This is a genomic window from Citreicoccus inhibens (assembly GCF_019039035.1).
GTDB classification, from domain to species: Bacteria; Myxococcota; Myxococcia; order Myxococcales; family Myxococcaceae; genus Citreicoccus; species Citreicoccus inhibens.
In genome coordinates, this window is record NZ_JAHNZT010000033.1 from 50,594 (window position 1) to 66,802 (window position 16,209).

General features: G+C 68.2%; 15 protein-coding genes. 6 read left to right on the forward strand and 9 right to left on the reverse strand.

Annotation, left to right across the window (positions count from 1 at the left end):
• Window positions 1-88: 88 nt before the first annotated feature.
• Window positions 89-1,249: a TIGR03118 family protein gene (locus tag KRR26_RS28760; protein WP_120201949.1), complete on the reverse strand. Its 1,161-nt coding sequence runs from the start codon at window positions 1,247-1,249 to the stop codon at window positions 89-91.
• A 188-nt stretch (window positions 1,250-1,437) separates the two neighbouring features.
• Window positions 1,438-1,881: a cupredoxin domain-containing protein gene (locus tag KRR26_RS28765; RefSeq protein WP_147422865.1), complete on the reverse strand. Its 444-nt coding sequence runs from the start codon at window positions 1,879-1,881 to the stop codon at window positions 1,438-1,440.
• A 283-nt stretch (window positions 1,882-2,164) separates the two neighbouring features.
• Here KRR26_RS28765 and KRR26_RS28770 point away from each other — a divergent pair, with 283 nt between their 5' ends.
• Complete coding sequence (locus tag KRR26_RS28770; protein ID WP_120201944.1) at window positions 2,165-2,707, forward strand: GNAT family N-acetyltransferase; 543 nt, start codon at window positions 2,165-2,167, stop codon at window positions 2,705-2,707.
• 6 nt (window positions 2,708-2,713) lie between these two features.
• Here KRR26_RS28770 and KRR26_RS28775 read toward each other — a convergent pair whose 3' ends face one another.
• Window positions 2,714-3,070: a hypothetical protein gene (locus KRR26_RS28775; protein WP_147422864.1), complete on the reverse strand. Its 357-nt coding sequence runs from the start codon at window positions 3,068-3,070 to the stop codon at window positions 2,714-2,716.
• A 270-nt stretch (window positions 3,071-3,340) separates the two neighbouring features.
• Here KRR26_RS28775 and KRR26_RS28780 point away from each other — a divergent pair, with 270 nt between their 5' ends.
• Window positions 3,341-3,973, forward strand: coding sequence for a hypothetical protein (locus tag KRR26_RS28780; RefSeq protein WP_217081359.1), 633 nt, complete (start codon window positions 3,341-3,343; stop codon window positions 3,971-3,973).
• A gap of 453 nt (window positions 3,974-4,426) precedes the next feature.
• Window positions 4,427-6,799, forward strand: coding sequence for a helicase-related protein (locus tag KRR26_RS28785; protein WP_217081360.1), 2,373 nt, complete (start codon window positions 4,427-4,429; stop codon window positions 6,797-6,799).
• A gap of 6 nt (window positions 6,800-6,805) precedes the next feature.
• On the opposite strand, the gene KRR26_RS28790 is transcribed toward KRR26_RS28785, so the two are convergent.
• From KRR26_RS28790 to KRR26_RS28800, 3 genes are read right to left on the reverse strand one after another with little or no spacing between them, the layout of a single operon-like run.
• A complete protein-coding gene (locus tag KRR26_RS28790; RefSeq protein ID WP_217081361.1) occupies window positions 6,806-7,753 on the reverse strand; it encodes a prolipoprotein diacylglyceryl transferase in 948 nt (315 codons plus the stop codon).
• A gap of 18 nt (window positions 7,754-7,771) precedes the next feature.
• Complete coding sequence (locus tag KRR26_RS28795) at window positions 7,772-8,149, reverse strand: hypothetical protein (RefSeq protein WP_236069291.1); 378 nt, start codon at window positions 8,147-8,149, stop codon at window positions 7,772-7,774.
• A 29-nt stretch (window positions 8,150-8,178) separates the two neighbouring features.
• Entirely contained in the window at window positions 8,179-8,427 is a 249-nt protein-coding gene (locus KRR26_RS28800) for a hypothetical protein (RefSeq protein WP_120201934.1), read from the reverse strand.
• A gap of 332 nt (window positions 8,428-8,759) precedes the next feature.
• Here KRR26_RS28800 and KRR26_RS28805 point away from each other — a divergent pair, with 332 nt between their 5' ends.
• Window positions 8,760-10,127, forward strand: coding sequence for a tetratricopeptide repeat protein (locus KRR26_RS28805; protein ID WP_217081362.1), 1,368 nt, complete (start codon window positions 8,760-8,762; stop codon window positions 10,125-10,127).
• A gap of 56 nt (window positions 10,128-10,183) precedes the next feature.
• Entirely contained in the window at window positions 10,184-10,687 is a 504-nt protein-coding gene (locus KRR26_RS28810; protein ID WP_217081363.1) for a VOC family protein, read from the forward strand.
• Between the two features lie 23 nt (window positions 10,688-10,710).
• On the opposite strand, the gene KRR26_RS28815 is transcribed toward KRR26_RS28810, so the two are convergent.
• Window positions 10,711-12,324: an Ig-like domain-containing protein gene (locus tag KRR26_RS28815; RefSeq protein WP_217081364.1), complete on the reverse strand. Its 1,614-nt coding sequence runs from the start codon at window positions 12,322-12,324 to the stop codon at window positions 10,711-10,713.
• A gap of 100 nt (window positions 12,325-12,424) precedes the next feature.
• Window positions 12,425-13,927, reverse strand: a complete 1,503-nt coding sequence (locus KRR26_RS28820) for a caspase family protein (protein ID WP_217081365.1) — start codon at window positions 13,925-13,927, stop codon at window positions 12,425-12,427.
• Between the two features lie 324 nt (window positions 13,928-14,251).
• Between KRR26_RS28820 and KRR26_RS28825 the strand changes: the two genes are divergently transcribed.
• Complete coding sequence (locus tag KRR26_RS28825; RefSeq protein WP_120201925.1) at window positions 14,252-14,716, forward strand: peroxiredoxin; 465 nt, start codon at window positions 14,252-14,254, stop codon at window positions 14,714-14,716.
• Window positions 14,717-14,866: 150 nt separating this feature from the next.
• Here KRR26_RS28825 and KRR26_RS28830 read toward each other — a convergent pair whose 3' ends face one another.
• The gene (locus KRR26_RS28830) at window positions 14,867-15,691 is read right to left on the reverse strand and encodes an SDR family NAD(P)-dependent oxidoreductase (RefSeq protein ID WP_120201923.1); all 825 of its coding nucleotides are present in this window, start codon (window positions 15,689-15,691) and stop codon (window positions 14,867-14,869) included.
• Window positions 15,692-16,209 lie beyond the last annotated feature (518 nt).

The following is a 16,209-nucleotide window of genomic DNA, read 5'->3' on the forward strand; positions in this document are numbered from 1 at the left end:
GTCGCGGGGCCGCTCCGCTCCGGGGGCCCGTGCATCGGGTCCCCGGAGGCGGTGGGGGGGCGCTGAGGCCGATGCGTGCGCCAGTGCACTACTGCGCGGCGGGCGCAGGGGCCAGGCGATCCGGGGTGGGCGTGGGCTCGCTGGTGGGCACCGCGTCCAGCCGCCCGAAGACACCGTGGGCCTCCTTCTCCGGACCCGCGGCGAAGAAGAGCGCGTTGCTGGGCTGGCCATGCACGCCATTGCCGAACGCAATCCCCCACAGGCCGTCGATGTGGACCGCGGTGCCATCCGGGCTTTCGAGTGAGCCCTCGGCGTGACCGGTCGCCAGGTCATAGGCGTTGATGGTCCCATCGCCAAAGTTGGCGACCAACAGTCGGTTGCTGAAGCTCCCGAAGTCGGCGGGCGCCAGCGCGACGCCCCATGGCGCGTTGAGCTTGCCTTGCGAGATGAGCCGCCGCAGGAAGTGGCCGTTCGCATCGAACACACTCACGAAGCCCAGCCCCTTGCCCTTGACGTCGTCATGGCGTTGCTCGTCTTGGCGGGCGTACGTCACATAGAGGCTGCCCTGGATGTTGTGGATGCCGAAGGGCGCGAAGCCATCCGGCAGCGACGGATCCACGAACGAGCCCTCCAGGTGGACAGGGGAGAAGTGGCGATCGAAGACGTCGATGCGACCGTGGTGGAAGTCGGTGGCGTACAGGTGCAGGCCCTCGCCGTTCCCGGCCATCGCCAGTCCCTTGTAGACGGCGTCCGAGCCGGAGTTATCCACCACGAGGAGCGCGTTCGTGCGGTCCACGTCGGGAGACCAGGCGCCCAGCGTTCCTTGCTCCGTCGCGAAGATGAAGCGACTGGGGCCCTCGGCGGAGCCGTGATGGATGACGAAGTCCTCGGAGCCGTTGAAGACGACGCCCGTGGGGCTGGCGTCGCCCGTGTCGCCGGGGGGCGTGGGAATGGTCACGACGGGCGACTGGGGCTTCCCATTGCCGTCGAGCGGCGTTGCGCGCCCTGTTCCGTTGTCCGCGACCCAGGCGAAGCCGAAGGGGTTGAACGCGACGCCCCATGGGTTCACCAGGCTCTTGTCAACGTGCTCCGCCGCTTGTGCGCCGTCGGAGGTGAGGTCGTGTTGCTCGTAGGCGTTGGGCTGAGCCCCGAGCCCCGCCGCGAGCGCGAGTCCCGACGTCGTTCCAAGGATGAGGCCGAGGGGAATCCAGTACCGCTGTCGCTGGCGTGGAGACCGTGCGGAAATCATGTGTTCCTCCCTTCGGAATCACGGGCGCGCAGCTCGCGTGCACCGCTGGGAGGTGAATGTGGGTTCCAGACTCGGGACACGGCAATGCGCCCCAATGGCCCGAGCGCTGGTCACTGGCCGCCAATGGCAGGGATTGGCGGGTGGGAGGCAAGGGCGCGCGAGGGCCCGTCGAGTCGCTCGGGTTCAGTTCACTGGATGGTGAGGTTGGCCCGGTTGAGCATCATGCTCGTGTGGATGGCACAGAAGTAGGGGACGAAGGTCCCGCTCACGGCGTCCGCGGGAATCGTGAACGTGGTCTGCCCCATGAAGGGCCCCGTGTCGAAGACGATGGTGCCGACCGGCCCTGGGACGAAGGTGTCCGCGACGGTCTGGCTCGTCACCGTGTGCGGGACGGGGTCCATGTTGATGACCGTGATGGTCGCGCCCGCGGGGACGATGAGGTTGGCCGGGCTGAAGGCGAAGTTCTGGATGGTGATGGTGGTGCCAATGACGCCCGCGTCACCGTCCGTGGTGGGGGGCGGCGTGGTGGTGGGCGGCGGGTAACTGGCGGGGTCGGTGTTCCGGTCGCTGCAGGCGGTCAATGTCAGACACGCCAGGAGAACGCTCCACGCCGCCCACGAACTTCTCTTCATGACTGTATCCCTCTCCAAGAGTCTCCGAGAAGAATGGCCCGTGGCACTCCGTGGGCAAGGTGCTCCCCAGGGGTACTCCGATGTCCCGTGGTGTGTGGACCCTTGCGCGTGCCGCGTCGGGGCGTGCACCGTCCCTCGGGCGGTGCGCGCTGTGCGGCCATCGAGGAGGTCGTTGCCGTTCGAAAGGTCCTCGGTGAGTGCGCGCGCAACGGTCCAAGCGCCCGTGGCTTCATGACCCGTGGCGAGGGATAAGCTCCGGACCTCTTTCTCCTGGAGCGCGCGCATGTCCACCCCTCTCGACCCCTCGTCCATCGACACCGAGCGCCTCACGCTGCGTCGGCCTCGCCTGGAGGACTTCGAGGAGGCGCTCGCGATGTGGGGGGATCCGGAGGTGACCCGCTACATCACGGGCAAGGCGGCCACCCGAGAGGAGATGTGGAGCCGGCTCTTGCGCTACGTGGGCCACTGGGAGCTGATGGGCTACGGGTTCTGGGTGGTGCGTGAGAAGAGCACCGGGAGGTTCGCGGGCGAGGTGGGGCTGGCGGACTTCCGCCGCGACATCGAGCTGTCCTTCGACGGGGCGAAGGAGATGGGCTGGGTGCTGTCCTCGGCGTTCCACGGCAAGGGCTTCGCCACGGAGGCGATCACCGCGGCGCTGAAGTGGGTGGAGGGGCGCTTCGGGCCGGAGCGCGTGGTCTGCATCATCGACCCGGCCAACGAGCCTTCCCGCAAGGTCGCGCTCAAGGTCGGGTTCCGCGAGTGCGCGCGAGGCAGCTACAAGGGCTCGCCCACGGTGATGTACGAGCGCCTCCCCAGTGGGAAGTGAGGGGCGCTACGTCGCTGACTGAAGGTCGGCGATGAAGGCCTCGGGCTCCTCCAGCGAGACGAAGATGAGGCGGGCCCGCACGGGAATTCCCAGGACGCTCACGCGCTGGGGCTCGCGCAGGCTCACCGCGACGATGTTCTGACGCGCGCCAACCAACCCCACGGTGCCCACCCCGACACGCCAGCCAATGCCTCCGAGCAGGGGCCACTGAGCGCGCGCCGCGTCGAGGATGTCGGTGCGCGGGATGCGGGCCTCGAAGAAGCCGAAGCGGAAGGTCACGACGTCCGGCGTCACGTCGACGAAGGAGCGCTCGCGCGTTCCTCCGAAGAGGACGAGCAACGGACTCCAGGCTCCGCGCTTCATGGCATGCCGCATGTCTTCCCTCCGAAGGAGACCGCGCGAACAGTAGCACCCGGCTCGGCGCGCGAACCGACGGGTGGGGCCTGCGGTGAGGTGGATGGGTTCTGCCAGGTCACTCCCGTGGGCTGCTCCTGGTGGCCCCGTCAGGAGTGAATCCTGTCGTGATGAGATGCGACGCACTTGTGCGTGATTTGCAAATTATCCTGCTTTGAAAGAGAGTGATTTGTGATTCATCGAAGCAGTGCCAGTCAACCAATCGACAGGAGTCCAACCATGAAGCGCTCTGCGATGTGGATGTGGGTGGGGATGACGGCGCTGGGGGTGGGATGTGGCGGCCCACCGGAGGAGGGGCCACCCGCGGAGGCTCCGGCCCCTCAAGAGGAGCGCATCTCTCAGACCATCCTGCGCCAGCTCCCCGGCGGCGAGCTGACCCAGGAGACGACGTACATCACCCGCGCCGAGCAGCTCGCGCAGATCGCCGCGCGCGAGGAGTATGTCCGCCAGATTCAGAGTGGGGCTCCGCGCCAGCTCATGGCGGGCCTCACCATCGACAGCGGCTGCGCGGGCTCCAGCCTCTGGCTGTTCGACCAGCCCAACCGGACGGGGCGCCAACTGTGTCTCTACAAGAACCCCGCTGAGGACTATGCCTTCATCGACCTGGGGCGGGTGATTCGGTACTACTCCCCGCAGCCGTTTCCCATCCTCCTCTTCTGGACCGCCGCCGTGCGAAGCCTCTGGGCGGGCGAGGACGCGGGCAACATGGCGACCTGCGATAACCAGACCATGGCCTGCTACAGCCACGCGCCCTATGTGCCATTCAACGCATGGCAGCAGCTCAATGACATCTCCATCGCGCAGATCCCGGGGGGCCCCACGGGACCCAACACCGTGTTCCTGGAGCTCTGAATCAAATCAGGTGTGCTCGGCGGAGTGACGCGCGGTGCTCGGGCGTCCTCCAGCTCTCCGAATCTGTCGGGGCGCCGCCGTCCAGGGCCTTGCTTCAGGGAGGGGCGCGGCTCGCAGCCTCCTCGTGTGGCCAGTGTCGGGCGGTGGCGTGCGCGGCGGCCGATTGTTCGGTGACGAATCCCTGCGCCAGCCCGCTTTGACGGCGCGGCATCCTCGCGCATGGAGATCCGCCAGGCGCATCGAGTTCAGTCAGCGCCCGTGAACTCGTCGCACGCGTCCCTATTTCACCCGGGTGGTTGGTGGGTGGACGGGCGAGCTGTGCGCTTCCCCCGGGGCTTCGGCCGTCGAGCATTGCCCGGGTGGATGCCGACGTGTCGTCGGCGCGAGCGGAACGCGGGGCGTGGCCGGTCGTGATGAATGCCCGGGCCCTTGCTCGCGGTTACACTCGCGCCCATGAACTCCAGCCCTTCCGGCCGTGCGTCCGTCGTCGTGGCGGAGCTGGGGCCCACCAATACCGGGAAGACCCATCGCGCCATCGAGCGCATGCTGGAGCATGACTCGGGGATGATGGGGCTGCCGCTCCGGTTGCTGGCTCGCGAGGTCTACGACCGGGTGTCCGCTCGGGTGGGCGAGGGCCGCGTGGCGCTGATGACGGGAGAGGAGAAGCGCCTGCCTCCCCGGCCGGACTATTGGATCTGCACAGTCGAGGCGATGCCGATGGACCGGCCCGTGGACTTCCTCGCCGTGGATGAAATCCAGCTCGCGGCGCACCGGGAGCGCGGGCATGTCTTCACGGACCGCCTGCTGCACGCGCGCGGTCGCAAGGAGACGTGGTTCCTGGGCGCGGAGACCCTGCGCCCCATGGTGCAGTCGCTCATCCCTCACGTCTCCGTGAAGCGCGCGACCCGCTTGTCCCAGCTCCGCTACTCCGGGCGCCGCTCCCTGAAGAGCCTGCCGCCGCGCTCGGCGGTGGTCGCGTTCTCCGCGGACCGGGTGTACGAGCTGGCCGAGTCGCTGCGCCGACTCCGAGGTGGCGTCGCGGTGGTGCTGGGTGCGCTGTCGCCCCGGACTCGCAACGCGCAGGTGGCGATGTACCAGTCGGGCGAAGTCCAATACCTGGTGGCCACGGATGCCATTGGCATGGGGCTCAACCTGGACCTGCATCACGTGGCGTTCGCGTCGCTCTCCAAATACGACGGCGCCGAGCAGCGCGACCTCTTCCCCGACGAACTGGCGCAGATCGCCGGGCGCGCGGGCCGCCACCTGAACGACGGCACCTTCGGGACCCTCAACACGCTGCCCGAGCTGTCACCGCGCATCGTGTCCGCCGTGGAGACCCACCAGTTCCCGGCGGTGCGCAGCCTCATCTGGCGCAACGCGCAGCTCGACTTCTCCACCCCAGAGGCCTTGCTCGACTCGCTGTCTCGCGCGCCCCAGCACTCGGCCTTCGTTCGCGTGGAGCGCGCGGATGACTTCGACGCGCTGAGAGACTTGTCGCAGGTGCCCGCCATCCGCGACCTCATCACCGAGTCCGCCTCGGTCGAGTTGCTGTGGCAGGTCTGCCAGATTCCTGACTTCCGCAAGGGGCTCTTCGGCCAGCACGTGGCGCTGCTTCGCGAGACGTTCCTTCAACTCTCCGAGGGTGACGGCACGCTGGAGACCTCGTGGCTGGCGAAGCAGGTCGCCCCGCTCGATGACGTCTCGGGAGACCTCCACACGCTGATGGACCGGCTGGCCGCCATCCGCATCTGGACGTACATCAGTCATCGGTCGAGCTGGCTGCATGACGCCGAGCACTGGCAGGAGCGCACCCGCCACATCGAGGATGCGCTGGGGGATGCGCTCCATGAACGGCTCGTGGAGCGCTTCGTTCAGCGGGCCGCGCGCCGCAGCGCTCGCCGATTCGTGCGCGCCGCCTCGCGACCGGCGCCTGCGTCGGACAGCCCCTTCGCGAAGCTGGGGCTCCTGTTGGGTGACACCGCTGGCGCGGATGGCACGACGCTGACCGAAGAGCAGTTCGTCCAACGCGTGGTGGACGCGACGCACGAGAGCTTCCAGGTGGACGTGGTGGGGAACATCTCGTTCGAGGAGCTGCCGCTGGCGCGACTGGTGCGGGGCGCGGACCGGCGCTCACCCCAGCTCGCGCTCGCGGAGCCCGAGGTGTGGACGGGCGGCGCGCGGCAGCGGCTCGAACGGCGCATGCTGGCATTGGCCAGAGACCTGGTCTCCGAGGCGATGGGCGGCTTCCCCGCGGAGTCCCTCACGGGCGCGGGTCGCTCGCCCGCGACGCGGGGGCTGGCGTACCGGCTGGCCGCGGGATTGGGGGTGGTGTCTCTCCATGAAGCGCGAGAGCAGTGGGAGCAACTCGACACCGAGTCACGCGAGCGGCTGCGGGCCTTGGGCGTCCGCGAGGGGCAGCGTTTCTTCTACGTCAGTGAGGCCTTGGCACCTCCCGCCCTGGAGCGCCGGAGCATGTTGATGGCGCTGTTCCACCAACGCGCGGTCCCTCCGGGGATTCCGCGTGAGCCTCTCCTGGAGGTTGCGACGCTGGGCGGTTGGGATGCGCGCGCGTTCGGCTACGAGGTCCTCGGGGCCGTGGCCCTGAGAATCGACATCGTCGAGCGGCTCACCGAGGCGCTGCGTCACCCGCACGGAGGGGCGCAGGTACAGCGACTCTTTCAGGAGCTGCGATTGGATGGCGCGGCGCGCGCGCGTGTCTTGCGTGAACTGGGGGGGCCTGTGAGCGCCGCCCAGAAGAAGCGGCGGCGCCGACGCAGAAGCAAGTCCGCGCCGCCGGTTCCGAACAAGGGCGATGCCCACGTGTGAGGCCCGTCAGGCTTGTGGCGTGGGCGCCGTGACGCGGTGCTGTCCCAGGACTTCGAGCAGGAACGCCGCGCCCACCGCCAGCAAGAGGAGGGACAGCAGCACCCCCTGCTCGAACTGGTACGACAAGGGCAGGTTGGGATTGGGCTCGAGCAGCGGCGCGCTGGCCCACGTCAGTCCACCGTACAGCACGAAGAAGAGTCCGGTCATCACGCCTGTCGGCAAGGATGGCCAGCGCGCGCGCACGGCCCAGAGCAGCGCGAGGAGCACGCACCCCTCCAGTGCCGCCTCGTAGAGCACGACGGGATGACGGGGGGGAAGGATGCGCAGCAGCTCCTCCTCGAAGCGCGGATTCTCCCGTGCCAGCCGCGCCAGCTCGTGTCCCGGTGCCTGGGCCAGGGACGCGAGATCGAGCGTTGGCGGCGCGACGGGCTGGAAGCCGTCGCGGTTCAGCTCGGCGGGAAAGCGCACACCCCAGGGCATGTCCGTGACGCGTCCCAAGGGCTCGCCGTCCGTGAATGCAGCCAGGTGCCATAACAGCAGGCCCAGGGGGGCCAGGAGCACGAGCGCGTCCGTCACCTGGAGCCACGGCCGCTGGTGCTTGCGGGCATGGTAGGCCGCGCACGCGAGAACACCCGCGAACACGCCGACCACGGAGGTCCCGCTCTGGCGAAACAGGAAGGCGAGGGTGCCATCGCTCGCGAAGTCGTCCCACTGGTGGAGGACGACGGCGCCCAGATGCCCGCCCACCAGCACCCCCAGCAGGCCGGTGAAGAGGACGAACCCAGACACGTCGGCCGGGGTGAAGGGGCCGACTCCTCGCTCCGCCTGGCGCTTGAGCCAGACGAACGCGATGAGAAACCCCGCGAGCGCCGCAGCTCCCGACCAACGCAGGGTCAGCGTTTCGGAGAGTTGGATGAGAGTGGGATTGAATCCGTGGAACATGGAGGAGGGCACGGTTCCTCGGGCGGGCCGCTACTTGAAGAAGTCCTCGCCGGCGATGGTCGTGGGATTGGTCCCCTGCATCTTCCGGAACGTCAGGGTGTAGCCGTTGTCGCTGCTGGTGATGACCTGATAGCGGAAACCGTCCAGCTTCCCGGCCTTGCGCAGCTGCTCCCAATCACTGGCGTTGACGCGGATGGTGGGACTCGCGCCACAACAGTTGTAGGTGACATCGCTGGTGATCATCCCGGCGGTCCACGAGATGGTGGCACATTGCTGAGTGAACGCCCCCAGGGGGACGGTGGCCGCCCCCTGGTTTATCGTCTTGATACAGTCCTCGGCACCCTGGGCTGTTCCTTGAGACAGGCACAGCCAGAGCAGACAGATTCCCGCCACGAGTTTCTTCATCATGGATTTGTCCTCCTGAACCGCAGGGCCAGCTACAGGTCGGGCTGCTGTTCCGAGTGCTCGGCTTTGGTGCCCGTCTCCTTGTTCTTCGGCTCCTTCTTGGCGGCGGCGTCGTCCTGGACCTTCAGCTTCTTGGGTGTGGGGGACCTGGCCTCTTGAGCCTCGGCCGGCGACGGTGGCCTCGCGGTGGAGGGAGGGGACTCCGGGGGAGTCTTCTCCGTGGCGAAGGCGCTCGGAGCGAGGGAGACACAGATGAGGCAAACAGCCAACCAGCATTTCATGGGGACGGGGTCCTTCCTGGGGCCAGCCCTATGCCAGTGAATGGGTTGAAGTGAAGGTTCGTAAGGCGACCGCGAGCGTGCCCGCGGAAGGGGAGAACACGCAATGTCCCGCAGGGCGTGCTGTGGGGCCGCAAACACTCTCGCGAGGGAATTACAGCCTTCGGCCAGTGAGCGCGCGAGGGCTCTCTGCGTCACGCCGAGCCCCCTGCACAGGCCGCGCGCGGGCGCGTGCTTCACCGCGCGGCGACGGGTTCATTGGGTGCGGCGCGGTTGCTGCTAGCGTCGCGAGACACCTCATCGCGCGATGCGGACCGCATCGACAGGAGCACACCGTGGACGACACCTTTGCCGCTCGGCTCGAAGAGGCTCGCACGGCCCTGTCCGAGGAGTCGCCGCAAGACGCGTTCGGCCATCTGCGGCCTGTGTTGTCCTATCCCGGTGCGCCAGAGCTGGCGGTGCCCTCTCGGTGGGCGGAAACCTGGGAGCTCTTCGCGCGCATCGCGGGAGCGCTGAGCGCCACCACGCTGGAGGACGCCGCTCGGCAGGCGGTGAAGCAGCCCACGGACGCGGAGGGTCTGTATGCGCTGGGCTTCGCGTTGGTGGACCAGGGACTCAACGACGTCGCCGCGACGGTCCTGTCCCGCGGACATCGCGAGGCGCCCGACTCGGTGGAGATGCTCCAGGAGTGGGTGGCCGCGCTGGAGGGGATGGGCGCTTCGGCGGAGGCAGTCCGCGTCCTTCATGCGGCGCCTGCGCTCGTGACGGCCAACCCCTTTCTCATGTACCTGCTCGCGTTCAACGCGCTGATGACCGGAGACCTGCTGGAGCCCCGCACGTGGGTGGCCCAGTTGGAGGCGCGGATGGCCGCTCCCCTGGATGACGCCGAGGAGCCGCCCTTGCCGCTCTCGGAGCTCGTCGAGCGATTGAAGGGGGGCCTCGCGCGCGCGGATGCCATTCGGGCCGTCACGCCGCTCGACACGCGAGACCTGCGGGGCTGGCACGCGGTCATTACGGGCGGGTTGTTGCTGCACCTGTCTCCCTATGGGCGCGATGAGGGCATGAATGGTCGGTATGCCTTCGTGCAGGACTCCGAGCAGAACTGTCTGGAGGGCATTCATCGCGTGGCGGCGGTGCTGGCTCGCATCGAACGCGCCGTGCCGTGTGTCTTCATCCTTCCTGAGCGCGACAGCGCCATCCTCGGGCTCGCCACCGCGCAGGTGCTGGGGCTTCGCGCCGTTCCCTGGCCAGAAGAGGGCACGGATGCGCCGGGGTTGGTGGTGGCGTATGACGTCAGCCATCTGGAGGGCTCGCTGCGGGAGCAGCTCCATCGGCATCACCCGGGACAGGTGTTGTGGAGTCACGCGTGCCCGTGGACGGAGTCGCCACCCTTCGCGCCCGACCTCGTCACGCTGCTCTACCAGATGAATGTGTCGCCCTGGGCCCAGCGGCTGGTCCTCTCTCCCGATGGCCAGCAGCCCGAGCGCGCGCCGGCCGAGGAGGGGAGCGAGGAGTCCCTCGCTGCGCGCCTCGCCTCGCGGACGCTCTCGGACGAGGCGCTCGCGGACCTGTCCGTGCTGGGGGAGCTGGCGTCTGCCTTGGCGATGCAGGAGGGCCCGGGCGTGGCGGGACTCTTCCGCGAGCACGGACGTCGGCGCCGTCAGTTCACGGACTCACCGGTGAAGAGCAATCGCTTCGCGTGAGCCTGTCGCGTGGCTACCTTTGAGGCGTTCCCCCGCTTTCTCGATGGAGGTGCCGCATGGCCACCCGATTCCAGCGCATCACGCCGTTCCTCTGGTTTCCGACCGCGGAGGTGACGGAGGCCGCCGTCGCGCTCTACACGACGGTCTTCGAGGACTCGCGCATCGTGGCGCGGACCGCCTACAACGCGCAGAGCGCTCGCGCGAGCGGCCAGCCCGAGGGTGCGGTGATGACCATCGCGTTCCAGCTCGCGGGCCAGGACTTCGTCGCGCTCAATGGCGGGCCGCACTTCCGATTCACCGAGGCGGTGTCTTTCTCCGTGAGCTGTGAGACGCAGGCCGAGCTGGACCACTTCTGGAACCGGCTCTCGGAGGGCGGTGACGAGAAGGCGCAGCAGTGCGGCTGGCTCAAGGACCGCTTCGGCGTGTCGTGGCAGGTCGTCCCCGCCGCGCTGCCCCAGCTCCTGGCGGGCTCGGACCCAGAGAAGGCGCGGCGGGTGATGGAGGCGATGTTGAAGATGAAGAAGCTCGACGTCGCGGCCCTCCAGCGCGCGGCGGGCTGAGCGCCGCGCGCCGCGAACCGTGGCTACGGCACTTCGTAGGTCACGGCGATGGTCGAGGCCACGCTGACCCCGTCCAGGAGCAACCGCGTGTAGCGCGGATAGACGTTGTCCATGGCGCCGTCGAAGGCCATGCGGAACGACAGCCGGCTGCCCTCGCTCTGCCGATTCTTCCAGCGCGAGTCCGCCAGGGCCGTGATGTCCACGCGAAGCCAGTCCGGAGTGGCGCTGGTGCTGAGCGTGCCCGTGGCGCCGCCCGCCAGGTCATAGTCCGTGGTGTCGAGCTTCCCGTAGTCCACCGCCGTCCAGGAGAGCGTCCCCCATTGGGTGTAGGGGTTATCGCCGACGAGGGTGTCCTGGTAGATGGAGAGGGTGGCCGCGGTGATGCGCGTGGCGTTGGGATCGATGGGCGTCATGTCATAGCTGGCGAAGGCACGGGAGCGATGGAGCCCGGAGCCGCCGGCGACGGTGACATCGCCTACCTCGACATTGGTGTTGTGATACGCGTAGCGATAGTCGGAGGTCAGGGACTTCGTCACCCTTCCTGCCGTGGTGGTGTCCAACTTCAGCACCGCCTGCTCGGAACGGATGATGCGCATGACGTCCTTGCCGCTCGCCGCCACCAGGGCATTGCCCGCGCGGTCCGTCGCGGAGCTGGTGAGGCTCCAATCGATGAAGCTCCCGGAGTTGGCGTGTCCGTGGAAGGTGAGCACGCGGCTGTCGGCCGACCAGGACAGGGTTCCGACCACGGTGAGCGCCTGCGTGCCTTGCTTCGCGGTGACGAGCAGGGCGCCGCTCGTCGAGAGCCGATCCATGGGCTCGGAGAAGGTGAGGCCGAGGTCGAAGTCCTGAGGGATTCCCTTCGCGCCGGGCGTGGGGCCGACCACGGTGGGGCGAGTCACGTCGAGCGCCATCACCTTGAACCGAGACGTCCTCGTACCTCCCAGCGAGCCGCCGGTTGAGTCCATGGCGGCGGCTCGAACTCCCCACTCCACCTGCTGGTCCCAGGCCCACGGCGCATCGGGCGTGAAGACGAGGCTCGTGCCCTCCGCATCCCACGCGAAGCTTCCTGGCTGGCCGGATGCACCGGTGATGAAGAACGCCGCCTCGGTCGCGGCGCGATTCATGGGCTGGCTGAAGGTGATGCGGAGGGGCTCGCGAGGCGCGACGTTCTGCTCGCCGTCATCCGGAGTCATGAGCCTCACTTCGGGCTTCGCGGCTCCCTTCACCGTGAACTGGCCAGACATGGGCTCTTGGAGGGCGTTGCCCGCGCGGTCCTTCGCGCCGCTTCCTACGTGCCAGTGAATCTGCTGCCCCGGGGGAAAGGGCGCCGTCGAGGTGGCGGTCAGCACCGTGGCGGCGGGGTTCATCACGACCATCATCGTGAGGGTCGCGGTCTCCTCGACGCTGAAGGCCTGCATGACCGACTCCACGTTCATGGGCTCGGAGAACGTCACGGTGAGGGCCGCGGTGTTCTCCACCTGGAGGGCGCCATTCTCGGGGACCACGGAGGTGATCCGCGGCGGTGTGGAGTCCTTCGTGGGGAGCGGCTCCTCGCCACCGCCTGGCGGGTGATCGACCCCGGGACCACAGGCGCTCCACAACATCCCCAACAGCCCCCACACCACGACTCGCTTCATGTCATGCCCTCGGATCCGGCGGCGCATCCAGGCCGCGCGTCATGGGACTGAACCCGCGAGTCCCGCGGGCTGCGCAAAAAATCGACGCGAGGTTCGTGGCTCAGAGCGCGAAGGCCAGTCCGCCCCAGGCCGCGGGCAGGAGCGTCACGGTCAAGTCCTGGTCCCGGCGAAAGGCGGTCACCGGCAGCTGGGCCTCGAATGCCAGGGACACGGGACCTGCCAGCGGCACCTGGAATCCCACCCAGGGCGCCACGCCACCCGCGCCACTCCAGGCGGTGCCCGCCTCGCCCTGCCGGGTCTGGAGAATGGCGCCGAGCCCCAGCTCCAATCCCACCGAGAGGGTCGCGGGTTCGCTGTGCCAGGTGTGGTGAAGCCCGAACCAACCGAAGGCGCTCGTCTCGTGCAAGGTGTCCTGGCTCCCGGTGGAGAGCGTCACCGCGCCCGAGACTCCCGAGGGCTCCCCGCTGCGCACTGCCGCGCGAAGCCCCAGCACTCCGCCCAAGCCCGAGCCGACCCGCGCCTGCGCTCCCGCGGCCACCACGGCGCTCCATCGCGAAGGCGCGGAGAGGGGCGTGCCCTTGGGCGTGGCCTCGACGCGCACGGGCGTGGCTCGGAATGCATCGCGGGGCAGGACGTGGGTTTGCCCCGCCTCCAGGGACACCTGCGCGACGGTGCGTTCACCTTTCTCACTGGCGAGTCGCACCGCGTAGGCGCCAGGGGGCAAGGCGATCCGTCGTGCCGAGCCGGGCACCAGCTCGGCCAGGACCTGCTCGCGAGGAAGGGCCACCACGAGCGCGCGTTGGAAGTCGCCGGGCACTTCCAGCACGGCGCTGGGGCGCGTCAGCTCGGTGAGCACCAGCTCCCCTCGGCCGGAGAGGCGATAGTCATAGGCCGGGTGCTGCGTGGCGATGAGCGTGTCGGATGTATCTCGCACGGTGCGCTCGAAGGCGTAGCGATAGGCCTCCGCGAGCGTGACTCGGCCATCGCCAGAGAGGTCCGCCGCGCCGCGCAGCCCGGAGACGAGGTGATGTGTGAAGAACGCGCCGCCCAGCTCTCGGGACTCCAGCGCCAGTTCGTCCGCCGCGCTGGACGTGAGCAAGGCTTGCCCCGAGGAGTCCAGCTCATCCGTCAGGCGAATGTCGAACGTGGGCCCCGGCGTGCCGCCCTTGAGCGCGAGCAAGGCGCCGCTGCGACAACTGTCTACCAGCGCGATGCGCACGTTGGCGCCGGTGCCTTCGAGCCAGCGGCGCAGGTCCGCGTAGCGCAGCCGCTCGCGTCCCAACTCCAGCGCGTCGCCGTCCGAGTGGCCCGAGTAATAGAACGTGAGGATGACCCGCGCGGAGGGGTCTTGATGCCATTGCCGCACCTTCGCGGTGGTCTGCTCCAGCGCGTCGTGCAGGGCCTGGAGCCCCGGGCTGCGCAGCAAGCGGAGGTCTTCGGGTTTGACGCCGCCCAGTTCCTTCAGGACGCCCGCGACCTTGACGGCATCGGCTTCCGCGTAGCGCAGCGGCGGCTGACTCCCAGCGCCGGTGTTGTGGCCTACCACCACGGCGATGCGGAACGTCTCCGCGCGAGCGGAGGAAGAGACGCCCACGAGCAGCACGATGAGCGTTCGAAGGACGGACCTCGTGACGAGGGTGATTCCACGCGCATGGGGCCGGTGGCTCGGACCTGGGGCGGGGGGGGCTGCGGCACTCGCGGGCTGGCGTGGAGGCATCGAGCTGGCTGGGACGGCGGATCCGGAACCGCGGCCTCGCGGCACCCAATCTTGACCGAGAGTCCTTGGGCAAGTCATCCCTCGAGACGTCTGAGGAGAGGGCCCTGGTCGAGAGTTCGACGATGCGGATCGTTCCTCCGTGACAGGACGAGGCAGTGCGATAGCCTGCGCCCGCGAGAATCCACTCGCAGCTTGAACGGGGCCTCAGCCATGTCCGCGGAGATTGGAAAGCCGTTTCCGAAATTCTCGCTGCTCGATCAGGACGGTCGTCCTCGGAAACTGGAGGACTTCGCCGGCAAGTGGCTCGTGGTGTACGTCTACCCCAAGGACGACACGCCGGGCTGCACCATCCAGGGCAAGTCCTTCACCGCAACGAAGGATGATTTCGAGAAGGCCAACATCAAGGTCTTGGGGGTCAGCGAAGACGACGTGGCGTCTCACAAGAGCTTCTGCAACAAGTTCGCGTTCACCATCGACCTGCTGGCCGACCCCAAGCACGAACTGCTGCGCGCGGCTGGCGTGGGGCAGTCCGAGTGGAAGGGGACGATGTACTGGGACCGCACCTCCTTCGTCATCGACCCGAGCGGTGTGCTGCGCAAGGTCTACTTGAAGGTGAATCCGGAAGGGCACGAGCGCGTGCTGCTCGGAGACATCAAGCAGTTGCAGGCGGCCTGAGCGCGCATCTCCCGCGGCGTGAGGGCCGCGCCGCGGGAATGCGAGTCACCCCGGCTCGCTTGAGCAAGAATTGCCATGAGGCGTGAGTACCCCACTGCTCGTCGCCCCATGGCAGGCCGGTCCATCACTTGAGGTGGGCGAAAGCCAGACTCAGACGGAGGGGTCGACGGCGCGGGTGATGCCCAGGGTGTCCGCGTAGCTGTGCAGTCCGCGAATGTGATTGCCGCCGTCGACGGAGAGGGTATCCCCTGTCACCCACGAGGCCAGGTCACTGCAAAGGAATGACACCACCTTGGCCACGTCCTCCGGCTCGCCACACGGCTTGCCGAGCGGAGTGTGGGCGAAGAACTCGCGCCCCATGGCTCCGGTGAGGAGTCCGGCGCCTTCCGCAAGCGGTGTGCGAATGGCCCCAGGCGCCACGACATTCACGCGGATGTTGTAGCGCCCCAACTCCGAAGCCGTGACCTTCGAGAAGTTCGCGAGCGCCGCCTTGGACGCACAATAGTGCGCAAGCCCGTCCGTCACGGAGAGTTGGTTCAGCGAGGAGATGTTGACGATGGACCCTGGCTGCCTGGCGGCGACCAGCGCCTTCGCCAGCTGCTGGGTGAAGAGGAAGGGGCCTTTGAGATTGATGGCCAGGACCTGGTCGAACTCCTCCACGGGCATCTCGAGGACGGGGCGCAAGGTGGCCGTGCCCGCGTTGTTCACGAGGATGCCCGGGAGGCCAAACTCTCGCGTCGCGAGTGCGATGGCGCGAGTGATGTCCTCCACTCGGACCACGTCGCCCGCGAAGGGCACGGCCCGCGTCCGCCCCTCCGCTGCCTTGTTGAGCTCCGCCGCGGCCGCCTCCACCTTCTCCGGCGTCCGCCCGAAGAGCAGCACGTTGGCTCCGTCTCGCATGAGCCGTGAGGCGATTCCCAATCCGATGCCCTGTCCCGCCCCCGTCACAATGGCACTGCCTGACACCAGCTTCATGATGACTCCTCTTTCAGAGGGATGCGCTGCAACCCTAGCAGCCGCATGCTCATCCGGCGTCGCAGCCGCGCAGCATGAACGACCAGGGATATCCCCTGACCTCCGAACAAGAGTTCAGGGCCACCGTGCGAAAGTTCAATCGGGCGAACTCCGAGGCGCGCGCAGTTGCGGGGCAACGCCATTCATGCTCAGCGCGAGAGCCATCCACCTGGGGTCAGGGTGACCACCGCGCGGGTGTTGGCCTCCGGTGGATAATCACCAGTCTGAGTGGCTCGTGGAGATCGCTCGGGCTGGTGCGGCGAGCCGCAGGGGCGTGCCGAGCCCTGTGGTGCCGTCGTGTCTGGCGTGTTCACCCCCGGACAGCCGGGGGCTTGCGATGTTTGGTGTCCTGCGCTGCGCCGACCGTGGGCACCTGCTCAGCTTACGGGCGCACCCCCGTTGTCTTGGTTGTGTTTGCCTTGATGCCGGGCCATGGCGCCTGCCAAGCGAGGGCCTTGGGACGCCTGTCGGTGCTCCGT